Below are 22,993 nucleotides of genomic sequence, written 5' to 3'. Positions count from 1 at the left end.
TCCCTCCGCCTGTCATTTATTAAGCTTAGTTCCAGGTGAACTGAGCATTGATTCTACTTGGCGGTAGGACAGACACAATCTCTTTTTCGACTCATTTTAAGACCTGACTTTTCACTCTTATCTGAAAAACGTCGCTTCCATTCCCTAGTAGGGTAGCTTGCTCAGGGATTAGTTTAGCGTTAGCTTTTCTATATGATGTGAAAAGTCAGTTGATATTTGCATTTCCTTTAATTAGGCAAGCCTTCTTTTAACTTCCTCAGCCAAATCTACCAATAGGACTTCTACTTGCTCGCCTGTTTTCAAATCTTTGAGCGAGGACTTTTGCGTTGCTGCTTCCTCAGAACCAATGATTACGCAAAATTGAATTCCTTGTTTGTCAGCTAGCTGAAATTGTTTACCCAATGGGCGCTTATCAAAGTTAGTGATAACATTAATTCCAGCCTGACGCAGATGTTGAGAAACTTTTAAATAAGTTGGCATTAAATCCTCTTGCATATTCACTACCATCACCTGGGCTGGTGTAGCAGCTAAAGTACTAAGAATACCAGCTTTTAATAAACGGCTAATTAAGCGAGTTAAGCCGATAGAAATGCCTACACCAGGCATTTTTTCGCCCAAAAACACTCCTACTAATTCTTCATATCTACCGCCAGAACAAATACTACCCAAGGCTTCATGTCCTAATAAAGTTGTTTCATAAACTGTGCCGGTATAGTAATCAAGACCACGGGCAATGGATAAATCAATACAGAAACGATTTTCGGCAACTCCGAGATTACGCACGCCTGCAATTACTGTTTCTAATTCGGTAACTCCCAGGTTCAATTGCTCAGTTTCTGAAAGATTTTCTGCGAGGTGCTTGAGCTTATCTAATACTTCATCAACTGAACCATTAATTTTAATAAAATCAATAATTTTTTCAGCCTGTTCTGCTAAAATTCCCTCTTTCTCTAAATCTTGTTTTACTTTATTTTCACCAATCTTTTCTAGAGTATCAACAATGCCAATACAGGATTTAATTTGGTTTTCAGCAATTCCCAGTGACTTAAAGAAACCAGTAAGAACTTTGCGATTATTAATGCGAATCAGAAAATCACCAATATTAATTGCTTCAAATATCTCAGTGATAATTGCAGGCATCTGAGCATCATAGAGCAAGCTGAGTTCGCGACGAGCAACTACATCAATATCACACTGACGAAACTGACGAAAACGCCCATCTTTCGCCCGTTCTCCCCGAAAAACCACATCCATTTGGTAGCGGGCAAAGGGAAAGGTTAACTCATTCAGGTGACGGGCAATATAAGCTGCTAAAGGAACTGTTTGATCGAACTTTAAAGCTCTTGCTTCCGAACCAGTTTCGCCTGATTTATCTCTCTCGGCTTGTCGATTTGGTGGCAGGATGGGATCAATGCCATAGATGATATTATCGCCTTGATTCCCTTTAGCTTGCAGTACTTCTAAACGTTCTACAGCAGGAGTTTCGATGGGCGTAAATCCATAGCTTTCAAAAACTCTACGGATGATATCTAGCAAATGTAATTCTAGCCGCTTTTCACTAGGCAGAAATTCTGGGAAACCACTAGGAGTTGAAAAGTTTATTTTGTCACCTTTGGCCATGTATGTACCTTACTAAGTTGAAATTTGAGATAAAAGCCAAACTACTGGAAGCTTTAGCTACACAAAGAAAGTCCGCCTGCGCGGACTGGAGAACAATGAGTAATTATCTCTGAGCGAATAAATTACTATTTTAGCCGTTCTTCTTGAATTAGAGTGCGTTGAAAAATTTTGTTGTTCTTAAACCAATGCCAAGTGCGGGCACGACTGTTATTGTCAGGACTAATGTAGATCATTTCATATAAGTTCATTTCTGGGTTTGTTTTATAAGCAAACCACAAAATAACAACTGAATCATCGACTTCCCAGGCTTTTCCATCTATGCGATCGGTGTCAAACCAAAGTTTATTATCTTTATAGCTTCCTGGAAATTCATGCTGTTCTTGTTTACCATCAGACCACTTGTAGCGATTTATTTGGTAGTAGGGATGAGGCCCATTTTCTGGAAATTGACAAGTTAAGTGAGATTCATACTTGTCGAGGATTTTTCCTGCGGTATCAACTACTGTATAAGTTCCTACCCAATCTCCTTCATGACGGACAAGTACGGGCATTCCTTCTCGAATATTTGACATTGCAATTCATCTTTTATTGTTCTAATATTTGGAGAAATCGAGTAAAGTAATCGGGAAAAGTTTTCGCTGTACTACCAGGGTCTTTTATTACAATGCCTGGAACCTTTAAGCCAGTGACAGCAAATGCCAGTCTTCACTAAATAACGCATTTTCTAAAATCGAGTCAACTGACGCTAAGGCCGCGACGACTAATTCCCGATTGGTAATACTTTTAGAAACAGGAATCTCTACCGTGGCATCTACTGGGCGATTCAGAACAGGGATTGTAATGGTATCCATTTTAAATCTCTGTGCAGGTAATCAGCTACAACTTAATTATGTTCGCATATTATGAGTGGGGAGTGGGGAAGGTTATCAAAGACGGCTTTAATCATTGCTGGCATAACTTAACGCCAAGCATAACGAATTCCGTTTTTCTTCCAAGCGATCGCATTTCTTGTCGGCTTTTAATGGCTAAGTTAAGCGGTGGCTAGTATCCGTTGTATCACCACAAATATCCTTCACTCGTCCACTCCAACGTGTTGTTATACCGGGCTTCCGCGACAAGTTCACGACTTCTCTGCCGCTTTCTGCTTCCTTCTTACGTAGGTCTGCAAATATTGCATCTAAATCATAGTTGAAAGACTTCGCATACTCTTCACGGATTTGGTGGATCTCTTCGACAATTTCATCTGTCCACATGACCTAATATCCCATTAGTTCGTTGGGTGTGCAAAGGATAGGCAATACATAGCCAAAATCAAGGCTAATCTCGGCTAACTTCCCCTGGATTTGAGCATTAGCAATATGTTTACAATTCCACGTTAACAGATAATCCATGCCGTGGACGGTTGCGGCGGCAATATGAATTGCGTCTACCTTTGCTTTCGGAGGCAGATTACTCTGGGTCAGGAATTGAATAGCTAAACTTTGTACGGCTTGATTTAATGCCAACAAAGGAAAGTCTTGCAAAATTTCCAGTCGTTGAGTGGCGATCGCTCTATCTCCCTTAGCTACTTCGTCTAAAACAGCCTCCGAAGTGTAAAGAGTGAAGTTGTTTCGACGAAAGTCCCACCAGTCCCGTGTTGTTTCGATATTGGCAGCAATAATCAGGTTTTTGGTCGATCTGGCTGTCAGATAACCAATAACACTGGTTTCAATATAGACGGTTTCACTCACAGCACTTTCTAAATTTTATCTGCCCCTCATCCTACAGCATTTAAACTTTACTTTAAGGGTTTGTGGGGGATAGTCATTTTCAAGCCCTTCCCAAAGTTGAAAGATGGACTCACGGCTAACCAGTTCAGTTGTTTCACCTTCGGCGATCGCTTGCTCCATTGCCACGTCTTCAATAATTTATGCCAGAAATTCAGAGACTTCTTTTCGATTGTCACGAATTAATTCAATAATCGCGCTTTTCAAGATTTCCTTAAGTTGATCTGGGTTTATAGTAATCTCAGACATTGTGCCTCCATTAGATTAGTTTGAGTTTGATAGATTGATTCCTAACGCTTCAAGTTGCTGATTGATCCAAGCCGTTGCTGTTGCTTCATCGGTTGCGATCGCTCTTTCTACTCCTGTTTTAGCAATTTCTAACAGTTGCTTGGATTGCTCCCGCTTTTGGTGAGAGACTTCAACTTTGCTTCTGATTTTCTGCTGAACAGAATCCGGCGCATCCCAAACTTGAAATTGGGCAATGTCTCCGGGATAAACTCGAATAATTCCTGATGAACCTTGTAAATGCTTTTGTACTTGTAGCTGTCCTGCAATACTGTTGATGTAAATTGATAAATATACTGGATCAAGTTTGTCACTTCTCAAAACTGTTACTTCTGTATCGGGTAAGGCTTCTTGTTCATAAAAATATGGCGCACATCGCCCAATCGTACCTACACCAGTTCCATTAAACAAAACATCATCTTGTTGGATCACTAAAGGATTGTCGCCTTCGGGCAAAGGTGCATAGCGATTATCTGATAGGATCACTTCGCCTGCTCGAACATACTTAGAGTTAATAACAGGAAAATAACCCGAAGGATTTTGATCTTCTTCAATATAATCAGGCTGTCGTCTTTTTTGGTTCAGTGTGAGCAAACATCAAAAAAACTGAGCTTCTCCTTTTTGGCAAACTCAATAAACGCTTCCGCAATGCCGTCTTCCGTTAGTCCTTCGTGGTTATACAAATCATGATCCACCACTAAATGACCGTGAACATCTTGCAAAAAATCGCCCTCCACCCCCACCACTCGCTGCATCGGAGAAGGCGGCATCAATTCGCTGAGTTCGTCATCAGGCGGTGAAGTAGACGATGAAATTTTGCGCCATATCTTCTCCCCAGAACTATCCTTCCCCGATTTCCGCATCGTCGCAAAAAAGATGTTGTAGTTATCCTGTCGAGGACAGAGTGCGCCCACCTTCGGGTCGTCATTCCACTTCTGCACAAACAGCACCGAAGTTTTTGTACCCGTGTGCGGCTTAAATGTATTGCCATGCAGCCCCACCACCGCCAAAATCCGGCAGCGTTCGGCAATGAAATCTCGAATATTCTTATCCGATGAATTGTTAAACCGTCCTTGGGGCAACACGATCGCCATTCTACCCCCCGGTTTCAAAAAGTCCAAATTGCGCTCAATAAACAAAATATCGCGCCCCACCTTGGTTTGCCACTTACCATCCGGCTTCTTTGCCAAATCATAACGGGCAATCATGCGCGGTTCCTTGATATCTCCGGCAAAGGGCGGATTCGCCATCAACACATCAAACTGAAACTCTCGAAAATCTTTATTCCCTTTCGGTCGCAACCGTTTCAGCCGTTTGAACCCAGCATTATAAATGTTATCCCATTCTTCTTGTTCCGTTACTTCATTCCACAGTTCATAGTCTAGGGTGTTCAGGTGCAATACATTTGTCTGCCCATCCCCCGCAATTAGGTTCAGTGTCCGCGCCACCCGCACCGCTTTCTCATCAAAGTCGATGGCAAACACTTTCTCTTCTACATATTCACTACAACGGGGTGGCTTATCTTCCAACGAAAACAAATGACTCGCCTGCAACCCCTCATCTGCCAAAATCTGCCGCCACACATGAAAAATTGTATGCACCGGAAACCCAGATGACCCCGCCGCCGTATCGATCATGTACTCATCCTCTTGGGGATTGAGCATTTTCACGCACATATCAATCACATAGCGCGGCGTGAAATATTGCCCTTTATCTCCCTTACTGCTCTGGTTAATCAAATACTCAAAGGCTTCATCGATTACATCCAGATTGGAGTTAAACAGCTTCACATTTTCCAACGACGACACACAAACCGACAGGTGCGAAGGCGTGAGGCTAATTTTAGCATCTTCACTAAACACCCCTTCCCACTTTTTCTTTGCCCCATCAAACAAATCCTGAATCTTCGTTTTGAGTGCCGCTTCTGTCTGTCCCGTATTGCGAAACTCTAGAGAACGGGTTTTACGGCGGTTGCCCTGCCCAGAATACCACTCATCATAGAGCTTCGTAAAAATCAGCTTAAATAGTTCTTCAAATACATCAACCCCAGCATTTGCCAGCACCTCATCTTCCATTTCTTCGATCAGGGTTTTGAGAGATTTATTCTCCTTGATCAACTTGTCATTGGCAATCAAGTAGGTTCATCAGGCGCTACAGGATCTACATAAAGGCTTAGTCCGTTATAGAGTGTAACGCTATTGTAGAAACTGACCTATAGGTTTTCTTAATACTTGGAATTTTTTTGCGTGACATCAATGCACACCTTTGACTAAACTTATCTTTCTAGGGTGTCTCAAAGACTTGTGTTCTGAACCAACAGACTTGTGGTGTGAACAAATGGACTTGTTTTGTGAACGAACAGACTTGTTTTGTTAACGAACAGACTTGTGTTCTGAACTAAAATAAATTCTTCTAGTGCTTTGGTTATCGTAGACAAAACTGTGGCAGAGGCGATCGCCTCTGGTAAAACAGATATTTTGAACAGGATGAGAATGCGATGCCAACTCTTGGAGACGCTTTGAGTACGGCGGCAAGCTACGCCATTGCTTACGGTAATGAGTTGCATAGTGATGATGGCATTTATCACTCCCCATTCCCAAACCACCAAGGGTCATTAGTATCGTTAGTTTTGATCAAAATAGCTTTTTTTCGCATGAACCGTTTCAGCGCCGCCGCACCCATGCGCGAGCCTCCCATGCCGGAGAATTTGAAGGCGTTTTTCTCTCCCTCATGCATGAGGGCGGTGAGTCCAGCATCGTTGATACTTATAGCACCTGCATCAATCTGTTGGGCAACTTCTAAGGCTTTTGTTTGCGAGGCAAATACAGCAGCACTCAATCCATAAATTGAGTCATTCGCTAAAGAAACTGCTTCCTCTACTGTGGAAAAAGGCATCACTGGCATAATCGGGCCAAAAGTCTCTTCGGTCATCACTTTCATGGAATGATTAACCTCGGTGAGAACTGTGGGACGACACCACCAACCCCCTCCTAAGTCTTCAATTACACCGCCACTGTGAATTACTGCTCCCTTTTCCACTGCATCTAAAAGATGATCGCTAATAATGGCTGCTTGTTTTTCGGCGATGATGGGGCCAATTTCTCCACTTTCAACGGTGGGATAGGCTAGCTCAAGACGATGGGCTTTCGCTACTAATTGATGGTAAAACTTTTCAAATATGGGTTCAGCAACATAAATTCGCTCAATTGATAAGCACGACTGTCCGGTGTTGACGACGGAACCCCACAAGATTGCTGAGGTTGCTAATTCTAAGTTGGCTGATTCCAAAACGATCGCAGGATCTTTTCCCCCTAATTCCAAAAAAGCTGGAATAAACTGTTTAGCAGCCGCCTGTGCTACTTTTCTGCCTGTGGCTACACTGCCAGTAAAACATACCAAATCTACATTTTCAATCAAAGTAGATCCGGTTGCGCCTGCTCCTTCAACAAAAGTTAAGATATCGCGCAATTGGGGAACAGCGTTGAGTGCTGTAATCAGTGGTGCTACGAAGCGGGGAGCAATTTCACTGGGTTTGACAATGACAGCACAACCCGCCAACAATGCCGGAATGGTATCAATGGTAGACAGCAACAGCGGAAAATTCCACGGGCTAATTACCCCAACTAGGGGATAAGGAACGGATGTTTGTTGCAAAGCGATAAATGGAATTGCTGTGTTTTTGGCAGAGTCTTGTAACAATTCCGGCGCTAACTTACACCAGCGATCGATGCTAGAGAGGAAGGAGTCTATTTCTAATACTGAGGTCGATAATCTTCCCGTATCATTTACCAAAGCTTCCGTTAAGCGATCGCGCCCAGATAATATCGCTTGTTTCCACTGCTGTAAGGCTTCTATTCTCCCCTCTAAACCCAACTGCTGCCAGCGAACTTGCGCTCTGCGGCTGCGGTTACATTGCTGTGCCAGCAGCCTGGGAGGCGGCGGGATAATTACGTAGTCAAATTTGCCAGTTCGGGGATTGCGGACTTCTATTGGTTTTGTCATTGGTCATTAGTCATTAGTCAAGAGTTATTTATTTTTTGTTTGCCCAATGCCCCATTCCCCGATTCAAATTATCCCCAGTTTGGCTAACCGTTCAATGGTGGCTTGCTGCGTTTGCAGGAAGTGTTTGCGGTCTACTTCTCCTTCCAGCATAGTATTAGCTGGGTAAAAGTGTGACTGATGATAACTTTCGGCGTATAGCTCAAACCGCTGGCGTGCAAGTAAATTATTTAACCCCGGTCGGCGGCGATCGCGGCGTAAGGCTCCTAAATCAATCTCTGCAAATGCTGCCATGCTTTCGCCTGCGCCTGTTTCTGCTAAAACGATGCCGCGATGGTCAATGATTTTAGAGCCACCATCAGCCGAAGCAATGGGGATGGCAATATTAGCGATGCCTGCGGTATTTGCTGAAACTACGTATACCAGATTTTCGACGGCGCGACTGATTTTTGCCGCGTCTTTGGGCGTGAGGTTTTTGTTGTATACTTCCGAGGTGGAATGCACAAAAATCTCCGCTCCTCGCATCGCCAAACACCGCGCCACTTCTGGATATAAAATTTCTTCTGATGCCAAAGCTGCCAAATTACCGATCTCCGTTTTGGCAACTGGGAAAACTCCCTCTAAACCATAACAATCGAGATATTTATCCCAAACATCATGGGGAGTGGGGGCAAATAAGGAATTCAGCCGCCGATAGCGCAAAACAATTGAGCCAGAGGGATCGAGAATAAAGCAGGTTTGGAAATACAATCCGGGAAAGTTGGGGTCAACTTCGTAGGCGTTACCAGCTAAAAATATTTTATGCTTTTGGGCGATTTTACCCAGTGCCTCATATTCAGCACCAGCCATTTCTATACAGGCTTTTTCTGCCCATCCTAAGAGAGAATCTCCCATCGGGAAACCAGTCAGGAAATATTCTGGCAGTACAATTAAACGACAGTCAAAGCCAATGAAAGCGATACTAGCAGCAATTTGTTGAGCTAGGCGGTTGATGGAGTTTTGCATGAGCGATCGCGCTTCGTGGCGATCGCTTGCTTGGTTAACTGCATGACAGGTAACTTGCAGTGCCAAAGCGCGATAGGATTCTGGATTAATGGGCATAGGGCATGGGACAAATGACTAATGACAAATGACTAATGACAAATGACTAATGACAAATGACTAATGACAAATGACTAATGACAAATGACTAATGACAAATGACTAATGACTAATTCGATCGCCACCCCAAAGCGATCGCACAAGTTTATCTGTCATTTCTGCCCCAAATAGCCGCACAGCGATTTTGTTGTCTGGATCGCGTTCAGCAACAGTACGGCGCACAAATAAATCACGCTCAGATAAAGCAGCCCGCTCGGATTCTGGTACTGGTTCAGCTTCATCTACCCAACCTAGCCAACGATCTATCATCTCATGCGCTACCGTGTGGACGCGAGCTAGTGTCTCCTCTGTAACTGGACTGGTGTAACACAAACTAGTATGGGATTGTACCTGACGGATATACAGCGTTTTGCTAATATACTGCTGAAAACGTGAATCTTCCAGGAACGCCAAATATGTCTGGTTTACAGGTTCGTAGTAACGATCCAAATAGTCCAGGTCAGTGAATAGATCGGTGCGAGGGACGTAATCTATAAAAAAGAACAGTTCTGGAACCGTGGCAAAGACAACAGCCAAATGAGGAACACGAATCTGAGACTTGAGCCAAACAGTTAGGTGCATATTGCAAAAGCCAGACTTAGGTTCGCGCAACCATGAATGCACCAGCCAATCAATTTCTGGGCCAGAAAAGGTATTGAGCGAACCGTGCGCTTCTCCAACCAAAGCGGAGTAGTTTTGAAAGTTCTTAGTAGACGGATCTGAATGTAATTCAAAACGAGCGTCTATTTTCTCACGGAGTTCATTTGTCAAGCCCCACAACTGCTTAAATAAGGCTGTACTGTCTACATTAGGTTGCTGCTCAAGCACTGTTTGTATGTACCCTTTTAGATAAGAATGCAAACAAACATAATATAAAAGCAAAAAACTAGCATCTAGCTTCTGTCAGAATTATTCTTAAATCTTCCACTGAGCCAGAACAACTGTAAATGGTGTGGAATTATTGTTTGCTTTTCCTGTCTTTGGATAAACTTAATTTAAATCAAGAACTCCAGGTAGAAGAGAGAATGTCAAATTTCCCCGATCGCACAGAGTCAAACACCGATAAAGTCTTACTCATCGGAGTTACTGGCGGCACAGGTGGAAATGTCGTTAAGGGATTTCTCGAACAGGGAGTTACCAACCTGCGAGTCATCACTAGAGAAATTGACCTTAATCGTCCAATTCTTGCGAAGCTCAACGATGCCGGAGTTGAACTGGTAAAAGCCAACCTCGACGATGAAGCCTCCCTCATAGCAGCCTTTGCAGGGATTTCGGCTGTTTACTGCCACGCTACTTCTGCGGACTCCGCTAAAATTGACCCGCTAGAGGTGGAGAGAGCAAGGCGAGTTGCACAAGTAGCTAAACAGGCTGACATTAAGCACTTTGTCTATAATTCCGCAGGTGGGGCGGACAGAAATTCAGGAATCCCCCGCATTGAACAAAAGTACCAAGTGGAGAAAATTCTCAAACAAGCTGGCTTACCGACTACTATGTTGCGAGCCTGTTTGTTTATGGAGGAGTTTTGGAAGAAGTACACCCGACCTTCCATCCTCAAAGGTAGTTTCCCATTTTCTATTCAGCCGGACAAGCCCCTTCATTTAATTACAACGAAGGATATGGGCCGGGTTGCTGCCTACGTAATCAAACATCCAACCAAGTATATTGGTCAAGAAATTGAGCTAGCTGGCGATGTGCTGACTCCTCTTCAGATGGTAGAGGCATTCTCTCAAGCGCAGGGGATGAAAGTTGTCTACAAAGAGACACCCGCCTGGATTTTCTTACTCTTGCTGCAAAAGGAACTGTTCGATTTGATTCAGTGGTATCGCAAACAAGGTTATCAAGCTGATGTCTGGCGTTTACGAGAAGAGGAGTTTCCTGGACTTCTGACCACATTTAAGGAATTTCTGGCAGAAACCAACTGGGCAAATGCGGAACTCACCTACGAGAGTCTGTAATCGGATTAGTACACTGTGGCAATTTGCCTACCTTTAATCCGTTCCATGACCAGCCAGTATGGGAGATTCAACAATCTTGCTATTCTAAAGTTAGGATCTGCGATCGCAAAAAGCTTGCAAAAAAAATGGCTCTTTAAATCGCCATAGCTCTTGCTCCGTAAGCAGAAAAACTTGCTATAAAATTCCTTGACTGGGATTATGGACTGTCTAATCCGTACTCCCCCTCTGCAACAGCTAGAAACTTTTTTAATTGTCGAGGGAGGATTGTCATCTGCCTAAATAGATTTACTTACAATCGTTAAAAACTTGGTATTACTTTACCTCTATAAACGATATTAAATCATTAAAGTCATCTCCAACATATGCATAATCACCGGCACTGAACTCACGGCATAGACCACCAGTTTCATGTTGACATACACGTACCACTGTATTTGGTGGCACGCGTAATGAGCTAATAGTGTCATTACCAATGACATTTAAGTTACCTTGGTTGGCTTTGTATACACCTGGAGTTATGGGAAAAGACTGGGAAATTCCAGTAAAGTTAGCGTCCCTGTAGACCTGAACCTGTGTAGCAAGTGGTGGCGTGTAGGAGAGCTTGTAGATGGTGCCGCTGTAGTCATCCGAGATTAACAAATTACCCTGCGGATCTACTGCCATATCCACGGGTCGTCCCCAGATTTCTTGCGTTGCTGGAATTACCCACCCGCTGACTAAATCTATCTCGTTGCCTGGGAGGTTTGTCGCACTGTCCCAGGGAAAGTAAGCTACTTTATAGCCCGTTCTCTGCTGCCGATTCCACGAGCCGTGCAGCCCCACAACAGCCCCATTTGAGTACAGGCTGGAAAAGTTAGTATTTTGTAAAAAGGTTAGTCCCAAGGGAGCCGAATGCGCTTGGATACCTTTGATAGTCTTGTCCATCGTATTGCAATTAACACGTCCATCAGCATTGAACTCATAGTCGAGGTCTAAGGGCATATCGTTTAAGCCATTTGGCGTGTCAGGATTAGGGTTGCAGAATGGCCAACCGTAGTTGCCGCCATCTCTGACTCGCGTGAATGCCTCTGGCGGGTGGTTGTCTACGTAGGAAGGGATAATCTTACCGTAGTTGCCAGTCACATCATTGAAGGGATAGGCGATGTTATCTCGATTATTAACGGCTACCCAGAGGTCATTTGTGCCAGGGACGAATGCCAGTCCTTCTGCATTGCGTAAACCTTGGGCAAAAAGCCGCTGATTGGTTCCATCAGCGTTGTACTGGTAAATTGCACCGCGCAGTGGGTTACTGACAGTATCTTCCTTGCAGGCGTTGCACGTCGAGGCGATCGCCACGTATAGTTTGTGGTTGGCATCAAGTGCGATATTTTTCAGTTCGTGACCGTAAGCACCTTTGAGTTCTGAGGTGCTGCTGTCTGGTAAGCCAGCTACGACAATTTGGCGATTTTGCGCCATTATGTCTCCAGATTTGTAGATGAAGCGGTTAATCTGATTAGTCTCAGAGATATAAATATATGTGGTGTTGTCAATTGTGTGAAACACAATGTCGTGCGGGTTGCGTAGACCTGTCACGAAGTCTGAAATAATTGGGTCATTGTTGCCATTTGGCCTTAGAATTAACACTTTGCCCGTACTGGGCTGTGACACTAGAAGATCGCCATTAGGAGCAACTGCAATAAAGCGGGCTTTCGGAATGCGAGCATAAACGGAGACGAAGAAATAGGGCGGCACTTTCAAGTAACGGCTAATATTGAAAGGCGGGTAGTTCATGGTAATAGGCACGTTAATCTTGGTTTCAACAGACGCAGGTGCTGGGATGGCTAACGCTGGCGTTGAAAGAACCTCGAAGTGCATCGCAGCAGTAAGCAAGGTAAGCAAACTAACTAGCCGCGCAGATACTATCCGTCCGAGCCATTGTCTCGGCTGTAGATTAAACAGAATTGACATTTTCAACTCCCTTTTGAGATGGGTAATAAAGTACCACTGTGTTTAGAGCTTTAGTTGTATCAGCCAGTAATGCCAGAAAGGCTTTGACCTGCAAACAGGATGGTTTCTATCTAGGACTAACGTTGTTTTATATCTCTGACGAGAGAAAAATCAGATGCTGACCTTGAATCTTTTTCAAAGCCTCGCTTTATCAGCAAAGCCAAAAAACCTTTGTTTGAAACTAAGCACGGAGAAACAAGGATTTAAATATTCTCTAATGAGAGTAAAAAAGAGCGCTAATTGCAACTATCGGTAAGGAAAACAAGTATTTTTTACTACTTATACTAGTACTTTGTCAAGCTGGCTTTGAGGGCTGAGGTACGAGTTTTCCGTTCAGCGTAAGACTTTTTGTCGATCGCCCGGAGTATAAGTTGTCCGGGGCAGATTTTTCGATGAGTTGACTGTTAATCGTGACTAATTTGCTGTGAATATCGCCAGTTTGGGCTAAATTTAGGCTGAATTTTGTTTAAGTCCCACAGGGAAAGCAAAGGAGGAATTTTAGAAATTGCCAAATCATCCCGCTTTCTCTGCAACGCCACAAATTGAGAAGTTACCAATTCAACAACTTTCATAGTTATACCTGCAATGATGGGTACACCACGCTTATCAAGTCGCACATATTTATTGTAGCTATAAGTATCAGGATTCTATTCTCGGTGAAAAAGGTAGTTATTGCTGGAAAAATAGTAGCAAACCCTTAATAAGGGTGCGTTACACTGTTGCTAACACACCTTATGTATATTTCAATAATCAAATATGAGTGTGATATCATGTCCGTCAAATTAGTTATGATTCCTGCATCTGTGCAACAACCTGAAAACTCTTTCTCCCCCTTGCGCTCTTAATGATAAGTCTTTAACCGGACACGATATTATTTAATTATGGACGATTCCTCTTTACCTGAGAATTACTAATAGAAAATCCCCGACGAGTGGGTTTGAGACTAGCTAATTCCACTTGAAAACTTACTTTATCGCTCATTTCCCCGCTTTTCGCTTCTAAAATCCAATTACCAGGACGCAAATTCCAAAATAAAGAATTAGCTGAGTTTGTATCTAACTTTTCACCATTTAACCACCACTCAACTGGTACAGATTTATTTCCCACTAGCTTAAATTCGAGTTTTTGCTTCGATTCTTCACCTGGATACAGTAAGAATAAATCGCCATGATGCGGAGATAAAATTCTCAAATTGGTAGAAGTAAAATTCGATTGCTGTTGTTTTGCTAACCACTCATCATACTCTGGTGGCAAATTGAATTGATTTTCACCTTCGTACTTACTTTTATCTTCAGGATAGAAATATTCCTGTACCACTGAGGTACAATCTGGTGTTGGTCGTAACCCAGAAATTGCACAAACAGGTAATTGCACTAAACCTTCTGGAGATGGAAAATCTGCTGGTTCTTGATGTTCGTGTAGGTGTAGCATAATCCGATTCCACAAGGGTGCAGCCCCTGTAACACCTGAAACTTGTCGCATTGGTTCGCCAGTGAAATTGCCTACCCAAGTAGCAACGGTGTAATCGGTAGTGAAGCCAACAGTCCAAGTATCGCGAAAATTGGAAGAAGTGCCAGTTTTAACCGCACTGGGAAAGGGTAAATTTAACACTGAGTCTACACCAAACGCTGTTGCACGAGCATGGCTGTCACTGAGGATGTTGGTGATTAATTGCCATATTGTCGTCGAATTTTGGATTTTAGATTCGGGATAGCGTAGCGTTAGCGAGTCTGCGTTCGCGTAGCGTCTCGTAGAGAGGGTCTTTTGGATTGGGGAATTGGAAAATGTGCTTACTAAGGGGGCAGCTTCTCCCAGTCGTGCCATAGTAAGGTAAGCTCTAGCTAGTTCCCAGAGACTGACTTCGCCACTACCCAAAGTCAAACCCAAACCATAATGTTCTGGTGTTTGATTCAGGTGTTCAAATCCTAGCTGATGCAGTCGTTCAAGGAAAGTTTCCACACCTACTTTTTCTAACACCCGCACTGCTGGTACATTCAAAGAATTTGCTAAAGCGATTCGCACGCGTACAGGGCCAAGAAAGCGTTCGGTGTAATCTGTGGGGCTGTAAAGTTTCGCGCCGGGAATTGCATAACGGGCGGGTACATCTGCCAAAATGGTATTTGGACGAATTAAACCTTTTTCTAAAGCTAATTCATACACAAAAGGCTTGAGGGTAGATCCTGGTTGACGTAGTGCTTGCACTCCATCGTTGCGTCCCAGTTTTGCTTCATTAAAGTAATCAGGCGAACCGACATAAGCCAATACTTCACCAGTATGGTTATCAATCACCAACGCGGCTGCATCATGGACATTATTAGGCGCGAGGGAAGAAATTACCTGCTGTACCTGTGCTTCGACAAACTGCTGCAAAGGACGATTTATGGTGGTGCGAATAACGGATTGATCCCCCCTAACCCCCCTTAAAAAGGGGGGGATTAAGCCTCCTTTCTCAAGGGGTGTTGGGGAGATTTGATTGGCTAACCAAAATAAAAAATGTGGTGCGGCGATAATTCCCCGTTGGCGAGATTGAAACACAACTTTTTCGGTGTGTGTTCGGGTGGCGATCGCACCACTAATATACTTTTCCTGTACCATCCGATTAAGGACGTATTTTTGTCGCTGCTTCAGCCGTTCCCAATGCTGGTAAGGGTTAAAGTATGTGGGATTATTAGGAATAGCAGCTAACAAAGTAGCTTGAGCAAGATTCAATTCACTAGCTGGGATGGAAAAATAAGTCTGCGCGGCTGCTTCCACACCATATATATTCCCTCCCATTGGCAGCCGATTGATATATGCAGCCAGAATTTCATCTTTATTCATCCCTGCTGCTAACCGCCAAGATAGCCAAATCTCACTCAGTTTACCAGAGAAGCTGCGGGGCACAGGATCTAACATCCGCGACAATTGCATGGTAATTGTGGAAGCGCCGGAAACAATTCTTTTGGCGTGGATGGCTTCTTGGCTGGCGCGGATAATAGCTTTCATATCCAACGCCCCATGATGGTAAAAGCTGCCATCTTCGGCGGCTAAAATCGCATGGATAAACTGGGGCGAAACCTGATTTAGTGGTACTACTGATGTATGCTCTTGGTCGCGGGTGAGCAATGTTCCTAATGGTAAACCATTGCGATCGCTAAATTGCATTGCCAACTGATTTTGGGCAATGTCTGCGGCACGAATTGGCGCAAAATAAGGTAGTAGGCGTACCACGAGACAGATTACCAGCACAGCCAGGATAACTTTACTAGTGCGCTTAAGTTTGAGTAGCGATCGTGAAATTAGTTTCATCAGGGAATTCCCTGTCTAAGAAAATTTACCTTAATTTTGACGCAACGATTACATCTACATCAGGAAATATGTCAAATACTTAATAATTAATTTTTACTAACTTAGCAGATGTAAATTAATGTTTGCAAAATTTAAATACTTCTTTATAGTTAAGAATTGTAGTTATTTTTGGGAACAATCACACTGAGTTAGTTATCAATGTAAATAAACATAGTTAGATCCAAAAATTGAGTACAAATAACTAGTCATACTGCATATTTTTTAGCCTTGACATTGCCTAATAGATAAGGTAACGCCAACTTTTATTCGCTATAGTTTGTGAATTTTTAATTATTCAAAATATGATTATCAGAGTTTTACTCCGTTTACACCATACAATTCTCCATATCTTCTTTAACCTCCTTGGCGGTTCCTTAAAAAAAATTCGTCATTCTTCAAGCCGGAAGAGAACAATACAGTTTATTCTGCTGTTTACATTTACATTGGGGATGGCAGGATGTAACTTTTTTGGTATCAACTCAAGTAAAGAACAACTACCAACAGTTTCCGCACTCACGCCACCGAAATTACCAGATTGGATTGAACAAATTAGTCCCATTGGGGATACGAAATCTCTTAACCAAATCCGCATCCGTTTTAAAGAGGCTTTAATCCCAGTTGAAAGTCTTGACAGTCCAGAACAGCAAAAGTTATTACAAAAATTTGCCCTTTGGCCGCCTTTACCCGGTCAATTTCGCTTTTTAACACCGCGAATGGTGGGTTTTCAAGCTGAGAAAGCTTTGCCCATAGCGACAAGATTTCAAGTCACTCTCAAAGCAGGTTTAGCCGATTTAAAAAATCATCGCCTAGACAAAGATTTACCTTGGACTTTCAATACTGAATCTATAAAACTAACTAATTTACCCGGTGTCAATCCCATTGAAAAGGCTGAAATTGAGCCAATTGATTTACAACAAAAGTTACAGTTTACTTCAAATGTTGAATTGGATTTAGCTTCTGTACAAAAACATTTACAGTTAATTCCCGAAGGTAAAAGTGAAAGTACAGGTTTTAAAGTTGAATTAAACAAAGAAGAAAAACCAGTAAAAAATGAAGAAGACCCTTTAGAAAAATTTGACCCTTCAGCCCGCAATTGGATTTATAACCTCATTCCCCAGCAAAATCTCGAAAAAGCAACTCGTTATCGCCTGGTATTTTCTCCAGGAATACGTCCTGCTTATGGCAATCTAGCTACAGAGAAAGAATTTGCCAGTAAGTTAGCAACTTATTCGCCTTTGGCATTTCAGAAAATTAACTATTACGGACAGCCGGATTCAGGCGGAACCTATGGAAGGTTTCTTAAAGGCAGTCCGCAGCTAGAATTTAATAACGTTTTATTAGCAGATTCAGCTAAAGAAAATATTACCATTAATCCAGCACCCAAAGAAATTTCTAGAATTTTGGAAGTAAATGATGAAGATAAAATTGTCGGCATCAATCCTTATGCGCTAGAACCCGCCAAGACTTATACAATTACTATTGGCGAAAATCTCAAAGATAAGTTTGGGCAAACGTTGGGTAAACCCGTCACATTTAAATATGATACTGGAGATTTAGCTGGGGATATTTGGGTACCATCAGATTTGAATATTTTCCCCACAAGTAAAGATTTACAGCTAAATATTAGTACGGGGAATCTACCAGAATCTAAGTACAAAGCAGCTTATCGAGTAGTTAACCCAACAGATTTAGTTTATTTTAATAATGGTAGTGATTTATTACCACAACCTTCTGATTGGCAAAGCTTTAAGGTATCGGGTAATAAAAATCAATCAGTTGACATTGCTGTTCCTCTGCGGGAAAAAATCAGTGCAGCTACGGGAATGTTAGCTTATGGAGTGCAAGCCCGCACTAATAAATATCAGGAGAACGGTAAGGAACTGTGGCGAGAACCTACGACTTATGGCTTGGTTGAATTGACGAATTTGGGCGTATTTACTCAATGGTTTCCTGAGTCAGGGTTAATTCGCGTCAATCATCTTACAGATGGTTCGCCAGTGAAAGCGGCTACTGTGGAAATTTATCAATCAAAATTACAGGCAACGTCTCGCCCGGAACCTTTACCTTGTGCAACGGGTAAAACTGATGAAAATGGAACTTTTACAATTATTCGTGAAGGATTACAGCAATGTTATTCTGGGAATCAAAGTTCTAGTAAATCACCACAATTATTAGTAATTGCCCGTGAAAATCAAGATTGGGCATTTACCAGAGTTGAAGAATATAGCGGCGCTTATGGATATGGTATTGATGCGGGTTGGCAAGATGGTAAGCCAGAATCACGCGGGGTAATTTTCTCGGATAGACAGTTATATCAACCAGGCGAAAAAGCTTGGTTGACTGGTTTCGCGGACTTTTTACAAAATGGTGCAATCCAGCAAGATAAAAATGCTGTTTACCAATTAACTTTGGTAAATCCTGATGGGCAGAAGACTAATTTAGGTACGCAAACTACAAATGAATTTGGTACATTTTCTCTAGAACTGCCAATCAAAACTACTCAGCGCTTAGGCTATTATACAATCCAGGCTAAGGCGAAGAATGGGCAAGAAATTTCTGGAGAATTTCGGGTGGCTGAGTTTAAGCCACCTAATTTTAAAGTCGAACTCAACTTAGATAAAGAATTTGCTCTCATTGACGAGAAAGTTAATATTAATGCTACAAGTAATTATTTATTTGGTGCGCCTGTAGAAGGTGGAGAAGCAAAATATTTTATCACTCGCCAGCAGGCTGATTTTGTTCCTAAAGGTTGGGAGGAATTTACTTTTGGTAGGCAATGGTTATGGCCGGAGGAAACCCCTACTATATCTAGTGATGTATTGCAAACTAATGCCCAGCTAGATGCTAATGGTAAAACTAGTCAAACTGTGAATGTGGCAAATGATTTACCATATCCGATGACTTACCAGGTTGATGTGCAAGTTGCAGATGTTTCTAATCTGTCTGTAGCGAATTCCAAAACTTTTACAGCCTTACCGAGTAATCGCCTCATTGGGTTAAAAAGTAATTTCATCGCTGATGCTGGTAAGGCTTTCCCTATTGAAGTGATTGTTACTGACCCTACAGGAAAATCGATAACAGGTCAACGGGTGCGCCTGGAATTACAACAGATTAAATACAGCAGTGTCACGCAGTTGGTGGAAGGTAGTCAAACACCAAAAAATCAAGTTGAATATAAAACAGTGGGACAAGCAGAAATTACATCTGCTAGCAATCCGCAATCAGTAAGTTTAACAGCGCCTGAATCTGCTTCATATCGGATTAGAGTTAATTTTAGCGATGCAAAAAGCGAATTAAGCGCCACAGATTTACAAATTTGGGCAACTGGAGAAAATCCTGTATTTTGGGGTTCTAAGGAAGATGATGTCTTAGAAGTTAAATTAGATAAAAAAGAGTTTAAACCTGGTGATACTGCGACTGTACTAATTCAATCTCCCTATCCAGATGCAGAATTATACTTTGCTGTAATTAAAGATAAAACTCTTTATCAGCAAATTACCAAAGTTCAGGGTGGCACACCAAAAATCCAGTTTCAAGTTACGCCAGAAATGCTGCCAAATGCAGCCATCGAAGCTGTATTAGTCAGGCAAGGTAAACCCATAAACCAAGTGGAAGCAGGAAGTTTAGATAACTTGGTGAAGATTGGCTTTACACCTTTTAAAGTTAACTTAGAAGATAAGTATTTAAAACTGCAAGTTAAGCCAGTGCAAGCATCATTAGAACCTGGTGCAGAGTCAACGGTACAGCTAGAATTGAAAGACAATCAAGGAAACCCCACCAAAGGACAGTTTACAGTCATGGTGGTAAATGAAGCGGTGTTACAACTTTCTGGCTATCGTCCGCCAGATTTAGTAGATACAATTTATGCAGAACAGCCAATATCTACCCGCTTTAGCGATAATCGACCAGATGTCATATTACAACCACAAAATATAACTAAACCTAAAGGTTGGGGTTATGGCGGTGGTTTCTCAACTGGTGCAGCAAATACTCGCGCCCGCACAGACTTTCAAGCCTTAGCTTACTACAATGGTTCTGTTCTCACCGATGCAAATGGTAATGCACAGATAACCTTTAAATTGCCGGATGATTTAACTACATGGCGGGTGATGGCTGTCGCCACCGATGGAAATCTGCGTTTCGGGAATGGGGAAGCGACGTTTATTGCCACAAAGCCACTGCTAACTAATGCCATCTTGCCACAGTTTGCCCGTCCAGGCGATCGCATCCTCGCTGGTTTATCTGTAACTAACAACACTGGGAATACTGGAAATCTCTCAATTAATGGCGAACTTAGCGGTAATGTAAAGTTTGCTGACAAAAACCCCACAACTAGTGCTTTGCAAACTAAAGCTGAATCTGCAACTCACGCTTATCGCTTTCCAATGGTGGCGGATAGTGTGGGAACTGGTAAAGTTCGCTTTACCACTCAACTAAATGGTACAGCCGCAGATGCTTTTGAAGTTCCTTTGGAAATTAAGCCAATTGAAATTACAGAACAAGTCGTTGAAACTGGTGTCACTGCAAAACAGGTAAAAATTCCTCTGAATGTTGATAAAAATACCTTCCCGGATGCAGGAGGTTTAAATATTCAGTTGGCGAGTACCTTAATTCCAGAGATTCAAGCACCAGCAAAGCAGGTTTTAGAAGATGATGATTTACCGTTTACAGAACCTGCTGCAAGTCAGTTAATGATTGCTGCTAATCTGCAAACTATTGCCCAAAAATATGGCCAGACCTTTGCAGAATTTAATCCTAGCCAACAGGCAAAACAAGCTATTGAAAAATTACAAAAACTCCAAATAGCAGATGGTGGTTTTGCTGCTTTCCCCGGACAAGAAAAATCCGACCCTTGGATTTCTTCATATTCGAGTGAATCTTTGGCTAAAGCCAGTCAGGCATTCCCTAATTTAGTCGATTCTGCAATGGTGTCTCGCCTGAAAGCTTATCTGCAAAAAGTTCTCGCAAATCCTGGAGAATACGATTTTTGCAAACAGCAACTGTGCAAAAGACAACTACAACTTAATGCTTTAATCGCTCTAGCAGAACTTGGCGATAAACGCAATACTTTCCTCGCAGATATTTATGAACAGCGCAATAACTTTGATTTAGTAACTCAAATTAAATTGGCGCGATACTTATCTCAATTCCCAGAATGGCAAGACGAATCTCAACAATTAGTAAACAAACTGCAACAGAGTATATATGAAACTGGTCGCACAGCAGTTGTGAGTTTACCCAACAGTTGGGGATGGATGAGTTCATCTACCACGACGCAAGCGCAAGCTTTACGTTTGTTTATTGCCAAACAAAGTAAACCCGAAGTTATAGATAAGTTATTCCAAAGTCTTCTCGCATTGCGACGCAATGGCACATGGCAAACTAACTATGATAATGCCCAAGCCTTAACAGCTTTAGTAGAATATAGCCAACTGCAACCCACGCCACCTAATTTTGTTGCCACAGTACAATTAGCTGGTAATAAGTTAGGAGAAAATCGCTTTGAAGGTTACAAAAATCCTAGCTTACAACTAATTGTGCCGATGAATCTATTACCTCGTGGGCGTCAAGATTTAACGCTGCAAAAAGCAGGTAATGGCACTTTACACTATCTGGTTGCTTATAATTATCGCTTGCAGGGAAATCAACCAGGCAGATTTAACGGTTTACGGATAACACGAGAAATTAGCAAGTTAAATGAAGAGAAAGTTCTGCAAAAAACAGGTCTTTACGCTTTCGATAAACCCTTGACTTTAGCCTCTGGACAGGTGTTTGATATTGGTTTAGAAATCATTGCCGATCGCCCCGTGGATCGTGTGGTAATTAAAGATCCGTTACCAGCAGGATTTGAGGCGGTGGATGCGAGTTTTCAAACTGCTACCGCTGCATTACAAGCAAAAGCCGATAGCTGGGAACTTGGGTTTAAGAATGTGTACCGCGATCGCATTATCGCCTACGCCGACCATCTGGAACCAGGAGTTTATAGTCTGCATTACTTAGTCCGTTCTGTTACTCCTGGGACATTTTCTTGGCCTGGTGCAGAAGTTCATCTGCAATATGCACCAGAAGAATTTGGGCGTACTGCTGAGTCTACATTAATACTGGAGGATGGGAAGTCGTAAGTATGAGCGATGCCTGGCTTGGGCTTGGGGTACGCCTACGCATTATCAGGAAATCCACCCCAAGAAATTGCCCAAGAACTGAAAGATTTATTTATTAAAATAAATTTGCGCCCATATTTAGAACGTCATGGGCTTACTTTTGATGAAGAAAATTTGAGAAATCTAATAGTAGATAACCAGGGTAGCTGAAAGACAGGCGATGGCTACGCCTACGCCTACGCAATACTACAAGATAAACAAAAAAGCGATCGCATTATCGCGTTTCCTAAGCAACTTCAAGATTTTTCTTGTGGTTCCTCACCAATGAACAATGCTTTTTTACTACGCTTCAACTTTTTCCAAAGTGCTTTAATCTGTTTATAAGCATCTTCTGGGTCAAGCTTACCATTGGTTTCTAAATTGGTAATGTAGCCAACTTTTTGAGCAAATTCTTGAAGGTTGGCATTAAATACCAAATTCTCTGGCTTAACTTGACCGTAATAGCGACTACGAAGGTAAAGAAATTTGTTTTTGTTGTCAAGATTATGCTCGTCCATTATTTAACTCCCAATAAGTGACTTTTTGCCAACGATAATCACAACAGAAATCGCTTCAATAAAGAAATTGCCACGATTGTTGCAGTTGCAAACCATGAGCGAGTCTAAAAGGGAACACAAAACTAATTATACAGCAAATAGCTGTTTGTTAGCTGCAATAACAGTAAGGCTTTTCAATCCTGAGCATTAAGTGCGATTTACACCAGCTTCTGATAATAGCGTTGCAATCATAAGTAATAGAAATTTCAATTTGAAAT

General features: G+C 42.3%; 19 protein-coding genes and 1 pseudogene. 3 read left to right on the top strand and 17 right to left on the bottom strand.

The window, feature by feature from the left end; genetic code table 11:
• Positions 1-231 precede the first annotated feature (231 nt).
• The 13 genes and pseudogenes from hisS to V7L01_RS23715 all read right to left on the bottom strand — a co-directional run bounded on the left by hisS (position 232) and on the right by V7L01_RS23715 (position 9,638).
• Complete coding sequence (gene hisS, locus V7L01_RS23770) at positions 232-1,620, bottom strand: histidine--tRNA ligase (protein WP_335039021.1); 1,389 nt, start codon at positions 1,618-1,620, stop codon at positions 232-234.
• 125 nt (positions 1,621-1,745) lie between these two features.
• Entirely contained in the window at positions 1,746-2,192 is a 447-nt protein-coding gene (locus tag V7L01_RS23765) for a DUF3598 family protein (protein WP_335039018.1), read from the bottom strand.
• 129 nt (positions 2,193-2,321) lie between these two features.
• Positions 2,322-2,471, bottom strand: a pseudogene (locus V7L01_RS23760) (3-phosphoshikimate 1-carboxyvinyltransferase); the annotation flags it as partial.
• 174 nt (positions 2,472-2,645) lie between these two features.
• A complete protein-coding gene (locus V7L01_RS23755) occupies positions 2,646-2,873 on the bottom strand; it encodes a hypothetical protein (protein WP_109007171.1) in 228 nt (75 codons plus the stop codon).
• A gap of 3 nt (positions 2,874-2,876) precedes the next feature.
• The gene (locus tag V7L01_RS23750; RefSeq protein ID WP_335039016.1) at positions 2,877-3,350 is read right to left on the bottom strand and encodes a type II toxin-antitoxin system VapC family toxin; all 474 of its coding nucleotides are present in this window, start codon (positions 3,348-3,350) and stop codon (positions 2,877-2,879) included.
• A 47-nt stretch (positions 3,351-3,397) separates the two neighbouring features.
• On the bottom strand, positions 3,398-3,565 hold the full coding sequence (locus V7L01_RS23745; RefSeq protein ID WP_335039014.1) for a hypothetical protein: 168 nt from the start codon (positions 3,563-3,565) through the stop codon (positions 3,398-3,400).
• Positions 3,528-3,635, bottom strand: coding sequence for a hypothetical protein (locus V7L01_RS35500; RefSeq protein ID WP_442937011.1), 108 nt, complete (start codon positions 3,633-3,635; stop codon positions 3,528-3,530). The genes V7L01_RS23745 and V7L01_RS35500 overlap by 38 nt, the downstream gene beginning before the upstream one ends.
• 15 nt (positions 3,636-3,650) lie before the next feature.
• Positions 3,651-4,265, bottom strand: coding sequence for a hypothetical protein (locus V7L01_RS23740; protein WP_335039012.1), 615 nt, complete (start codon positions 4,263-4,265; stop codon positions 3,651-3,653).
• The gene (locus V7L01_RS23735) at positions 4,253-5,788 is read right to left on the bottom strand and encodes an HsdM family class I SAM-dependent methyltransferase (protein ID WP_335039010.1); all 1,536 of its coding nucleotides are present in this window, start codon (positions 5,786-5,788) and stop codon (positions 4,253-4,255) included. The genes V7L01_RS23740 and V7L01_RS23735 overlap by 13 nt, the downstream gene beginning before the upstream one ends.
• Before the next feature lie 176 nt (positions 5,789-5,964).
• Positions 5,965-6,237, bottom strand: a complete 273-nt coding sequence (locus V7L01_RS23730) for a hypothetical protein (RefSeq protein ID WP_335039008.1) — start codon at positions 6,235-6,237, stop codon at positions 5,965-5,967.
• 17 nt (positions 6,238-6,254) lie between these two features.
• Complete coding sequence (locus V7L01_RS23725; protein WP_335039006.1) at positions 6,255-7,673, bottom strand: aldehyde dehydrogenase family protein; 1,419 nt, start codon at positions 7,671-7,673, stop codon at positions 6,255-6,257.
• A 63-nt stretch (positions 7,674-7,736) separates the two neighbouring features.
• Positions 7,737-8,771 (bottom strand): nitrilase-related carbon-nitrogen hydrolase, encoded by a 1,035-nt coding sequence (locus V7L01_RS23720; protein ID WP_335039004.1) that lies wholly within the window; start codon positions 8,769-8,771, stop codon positions 7,737-7,739.
• 102 nt (positions 8,772-8,873) lie between these two features.
• Positions 8,874-9,638 (bottom strand): red chlorophyll catabolite reductase, encoded by a 765-nt coding sequence (locus V7L01_RS23715; protein ID WP_335039002.1) that lies wholly within the window; start codon positions 9,636-9,638, stop codon positions 8,874-8,876.
• A gap of 119 nt (positions 9,639-9,757) precedes the next feature.
• Here V7L01_RS23715 and V7L01_RS23710 point away from each other — a divergent pair, with 119 nt between their 5' ends.
• Positions 9,758-10,765 carry an NmrA family NAD(P)-binding protein gene (locus V7L01_RS23710; protein ID WP_335039000.1) on the top strand — a complete coding sequence of 336 codons (1,008 nt, stop codon included), beginning with the start codon at positions 9,758-9,760 and terminating at the stop codon, positions 10,763-10,765.
• A 312-nt stretch (positions 10,766-11,077) separates the two neighbouring features.
• Here V7L01_RS23710 and V7L01_RS23705 read toward each other — a convergent pair whose 3' ends face one another.
• The 3 genes from V7L01_RS23705 to pbpC all read right to left on the bottom strand — a co-directional run bounded on the left by V7L01_RS23705 (position 11,078) and on the right by pbpC (position 16,039).
• Complete coding sequence (locus V7L01_RS23705) at positions 11,078-12,712, bottom strand: PQQ-dependent sugar dehydrogenase (protein WP_335038997.1); 1,635 nt, start codon at positions 12,710-12,712, stop codon at positions 11,078-11,080.
• Between the two features lie 443 nt (positions 12,713-13,155).
• Positions 13,156-13,323, bottom strand: coding sequence for a hypothetical protein (locus V7L01_RS23700; RefSeq protein WP_335038994.1), 168 nt, complete (start codon positions 13,321-13,323; stop codon positions 13,156-13,158).
• A 307-nt stretch (positions 13,324-13,630) separates the two neighbouring features.
• A complete protein-coding gene (gene pbpC, locus V7L01_RS23695; protein WP_335038991.1) occupies positions 13,631-16,039 on the bottom strand; it encodes a penicillin-binding protein 1C in 2,409 nt (802 codons plus the stop codon).
• 488 nt (positions 16,040-16,527) lie between these two features.
• Here pbpC and V7L01_RS23690 point away from each other — a divergent pair, with 488 nt between their 5' ends.
• Complete coding sequence (locus V7L01_RS23690) at positions 16,528-22,200, top strand: alpha-2-macroglobulin family protein (RefSeq protein ID WP_335039110.1); 5,673 nt, start codon at positions 16,528-16,530, stop codon at positions 22,198-22,200.
• A gap of 9 nt (positions 22,201-22,209) precedes the next feature.
• Positions 22,210-22,389 (top strand): hypothetical protein, encoded by a 180-nt coding sequence (locus V7L01_RS23685; protein ID WP_335038989.1) that lies wholly within the window; start codon positions 22,210-22,212, stop codon positions 22,387-22,389.
• Positions 22,390-22,475: 86 nt separating this feature from the next.
• Here V7L01_RS23685 and V7L01_RS23680 read toward each other — a convergent pair whose 3' ends face one another.
• Positions 22,476-22,736 carry a DUF7219 family protein gene (locus tag V7L01_RS23680; RefSeq protein WP_335038987.1) on the bottom strand — a complete coding sequence of 87 codons (261 nt, stop codon included), beginning with the start codon at positions 22,734-22,736 and terminating at the stop codon, positions 22,476-22,478.
• Positions 22,737-22,993 lie beyond the last annotated feature (257 nt).

It is taken from the genome of Nostoc sp. (assembly GCF_036917095.1).
GTDB lineage: Bacteria > Cyanobacteriota > Cyanobacteriia > Cyanobacteriales > Nostocaceae > Nostoc.
The sequence above is the reverse complement of the archived record's forward strand: the minus strand, read 5'-3'. Positions and strand labels throughout refer to the sequence as shown.

Coding starts and splice junctions, on each gene's coding strand:
- V7L01_RS23710 (WP_335039000.1), top strand. CDS start 9,758: ATGGTGTGGAATTATTGTTTGCTTTTCCTGTCTTTGGATAAACTTAAT.
- V7L01_RS23720 (WP_335039004.1), bottom strand. CDS start 8,771: ATGCCCATTAATCCAGAATCCTATCGCGCTTTGGCACTGCAAGTTACC.
- V7L01_RS23730 (WP_335039008.1), bottom strand. CDS start 6,237: ATGCAACTCATTACCGTAAGCAATGGCGTAGCTTGCCGCCGTACTCAA.
- V7L01_RS23705 (WP_335038997.1), bottom strand. CDS start 12,712: ATGTCAATTCTGTTTAATCTACAGCCGAGACAATGGCTCGGACGGATA.
- V7L01_RS23680 (WP_335038987.1), bottom strand. CDS start 22,736: ATGGACGAGCATAATCTTGACAACAAAAACAAATTTCTTTACCTTCGT.
- V7L01_RS23725 (WP_335039006.1), bottom strand. CDS start 7,673: ATGACAAAACCAATAGAAGTCCGCAATCCCCGAACTGGCAAATTTGAC.
- V7L01_RS35500 (WP_442937011.1), bottom strand. CDS start 3,635: ATGTCTGAGATTACTATAAACCCAGATCAACTTAAGGAAATCTTGAAA.
- V7L01_RS23690 (WP_335039110.1), top strand. CDS start 16,528: ATGGCAGGATGTAACTTTTTTGGTATCAACTCAAGTAAAGAACAACTA.
- V7L01_RS23765 (WP_335039018.1), bottom strand. CDS start 2,192: ATGTCAAATATTCGAGAAGGAATGCCCGTACTTGTCCGTCATGAAGGA.
- hisS (WP_335039021.1), bottom strand. CDS start 1,620: ATGGCCAAAGGTGACAAAATAAACTTTTCAACTCCTAGTGGTTTCCCA.
- V7L01_RS23755 (WP_109007171.1), bottom strand. CDS start 2,873: ATGTGGACAGATGAAATTGTCGAAGAGATCCACCAAATCCGTGAAGAG.
- V7L01_RS23685 (WP_335038989.1), top strand. CDS start 22,210: ATGCCTGGCTTGGGCTTGGGGTACGCCTACGCATTATCAGGAAATCCA.
- pbpC (WP_335038991.1), bottom strand. CDS start 16,039: ATGAAACTAATTTCACGATCGCTACTCAAACTTAAGCGCACTAGTAAA.
- V7L01_RS23700 (WP_335038994.1), bottom strand. CDS start 13,323: ATGAAAGTTGTTGAATTGGTAACTTCTCAATTTGTGGCGTTGCAGAGA.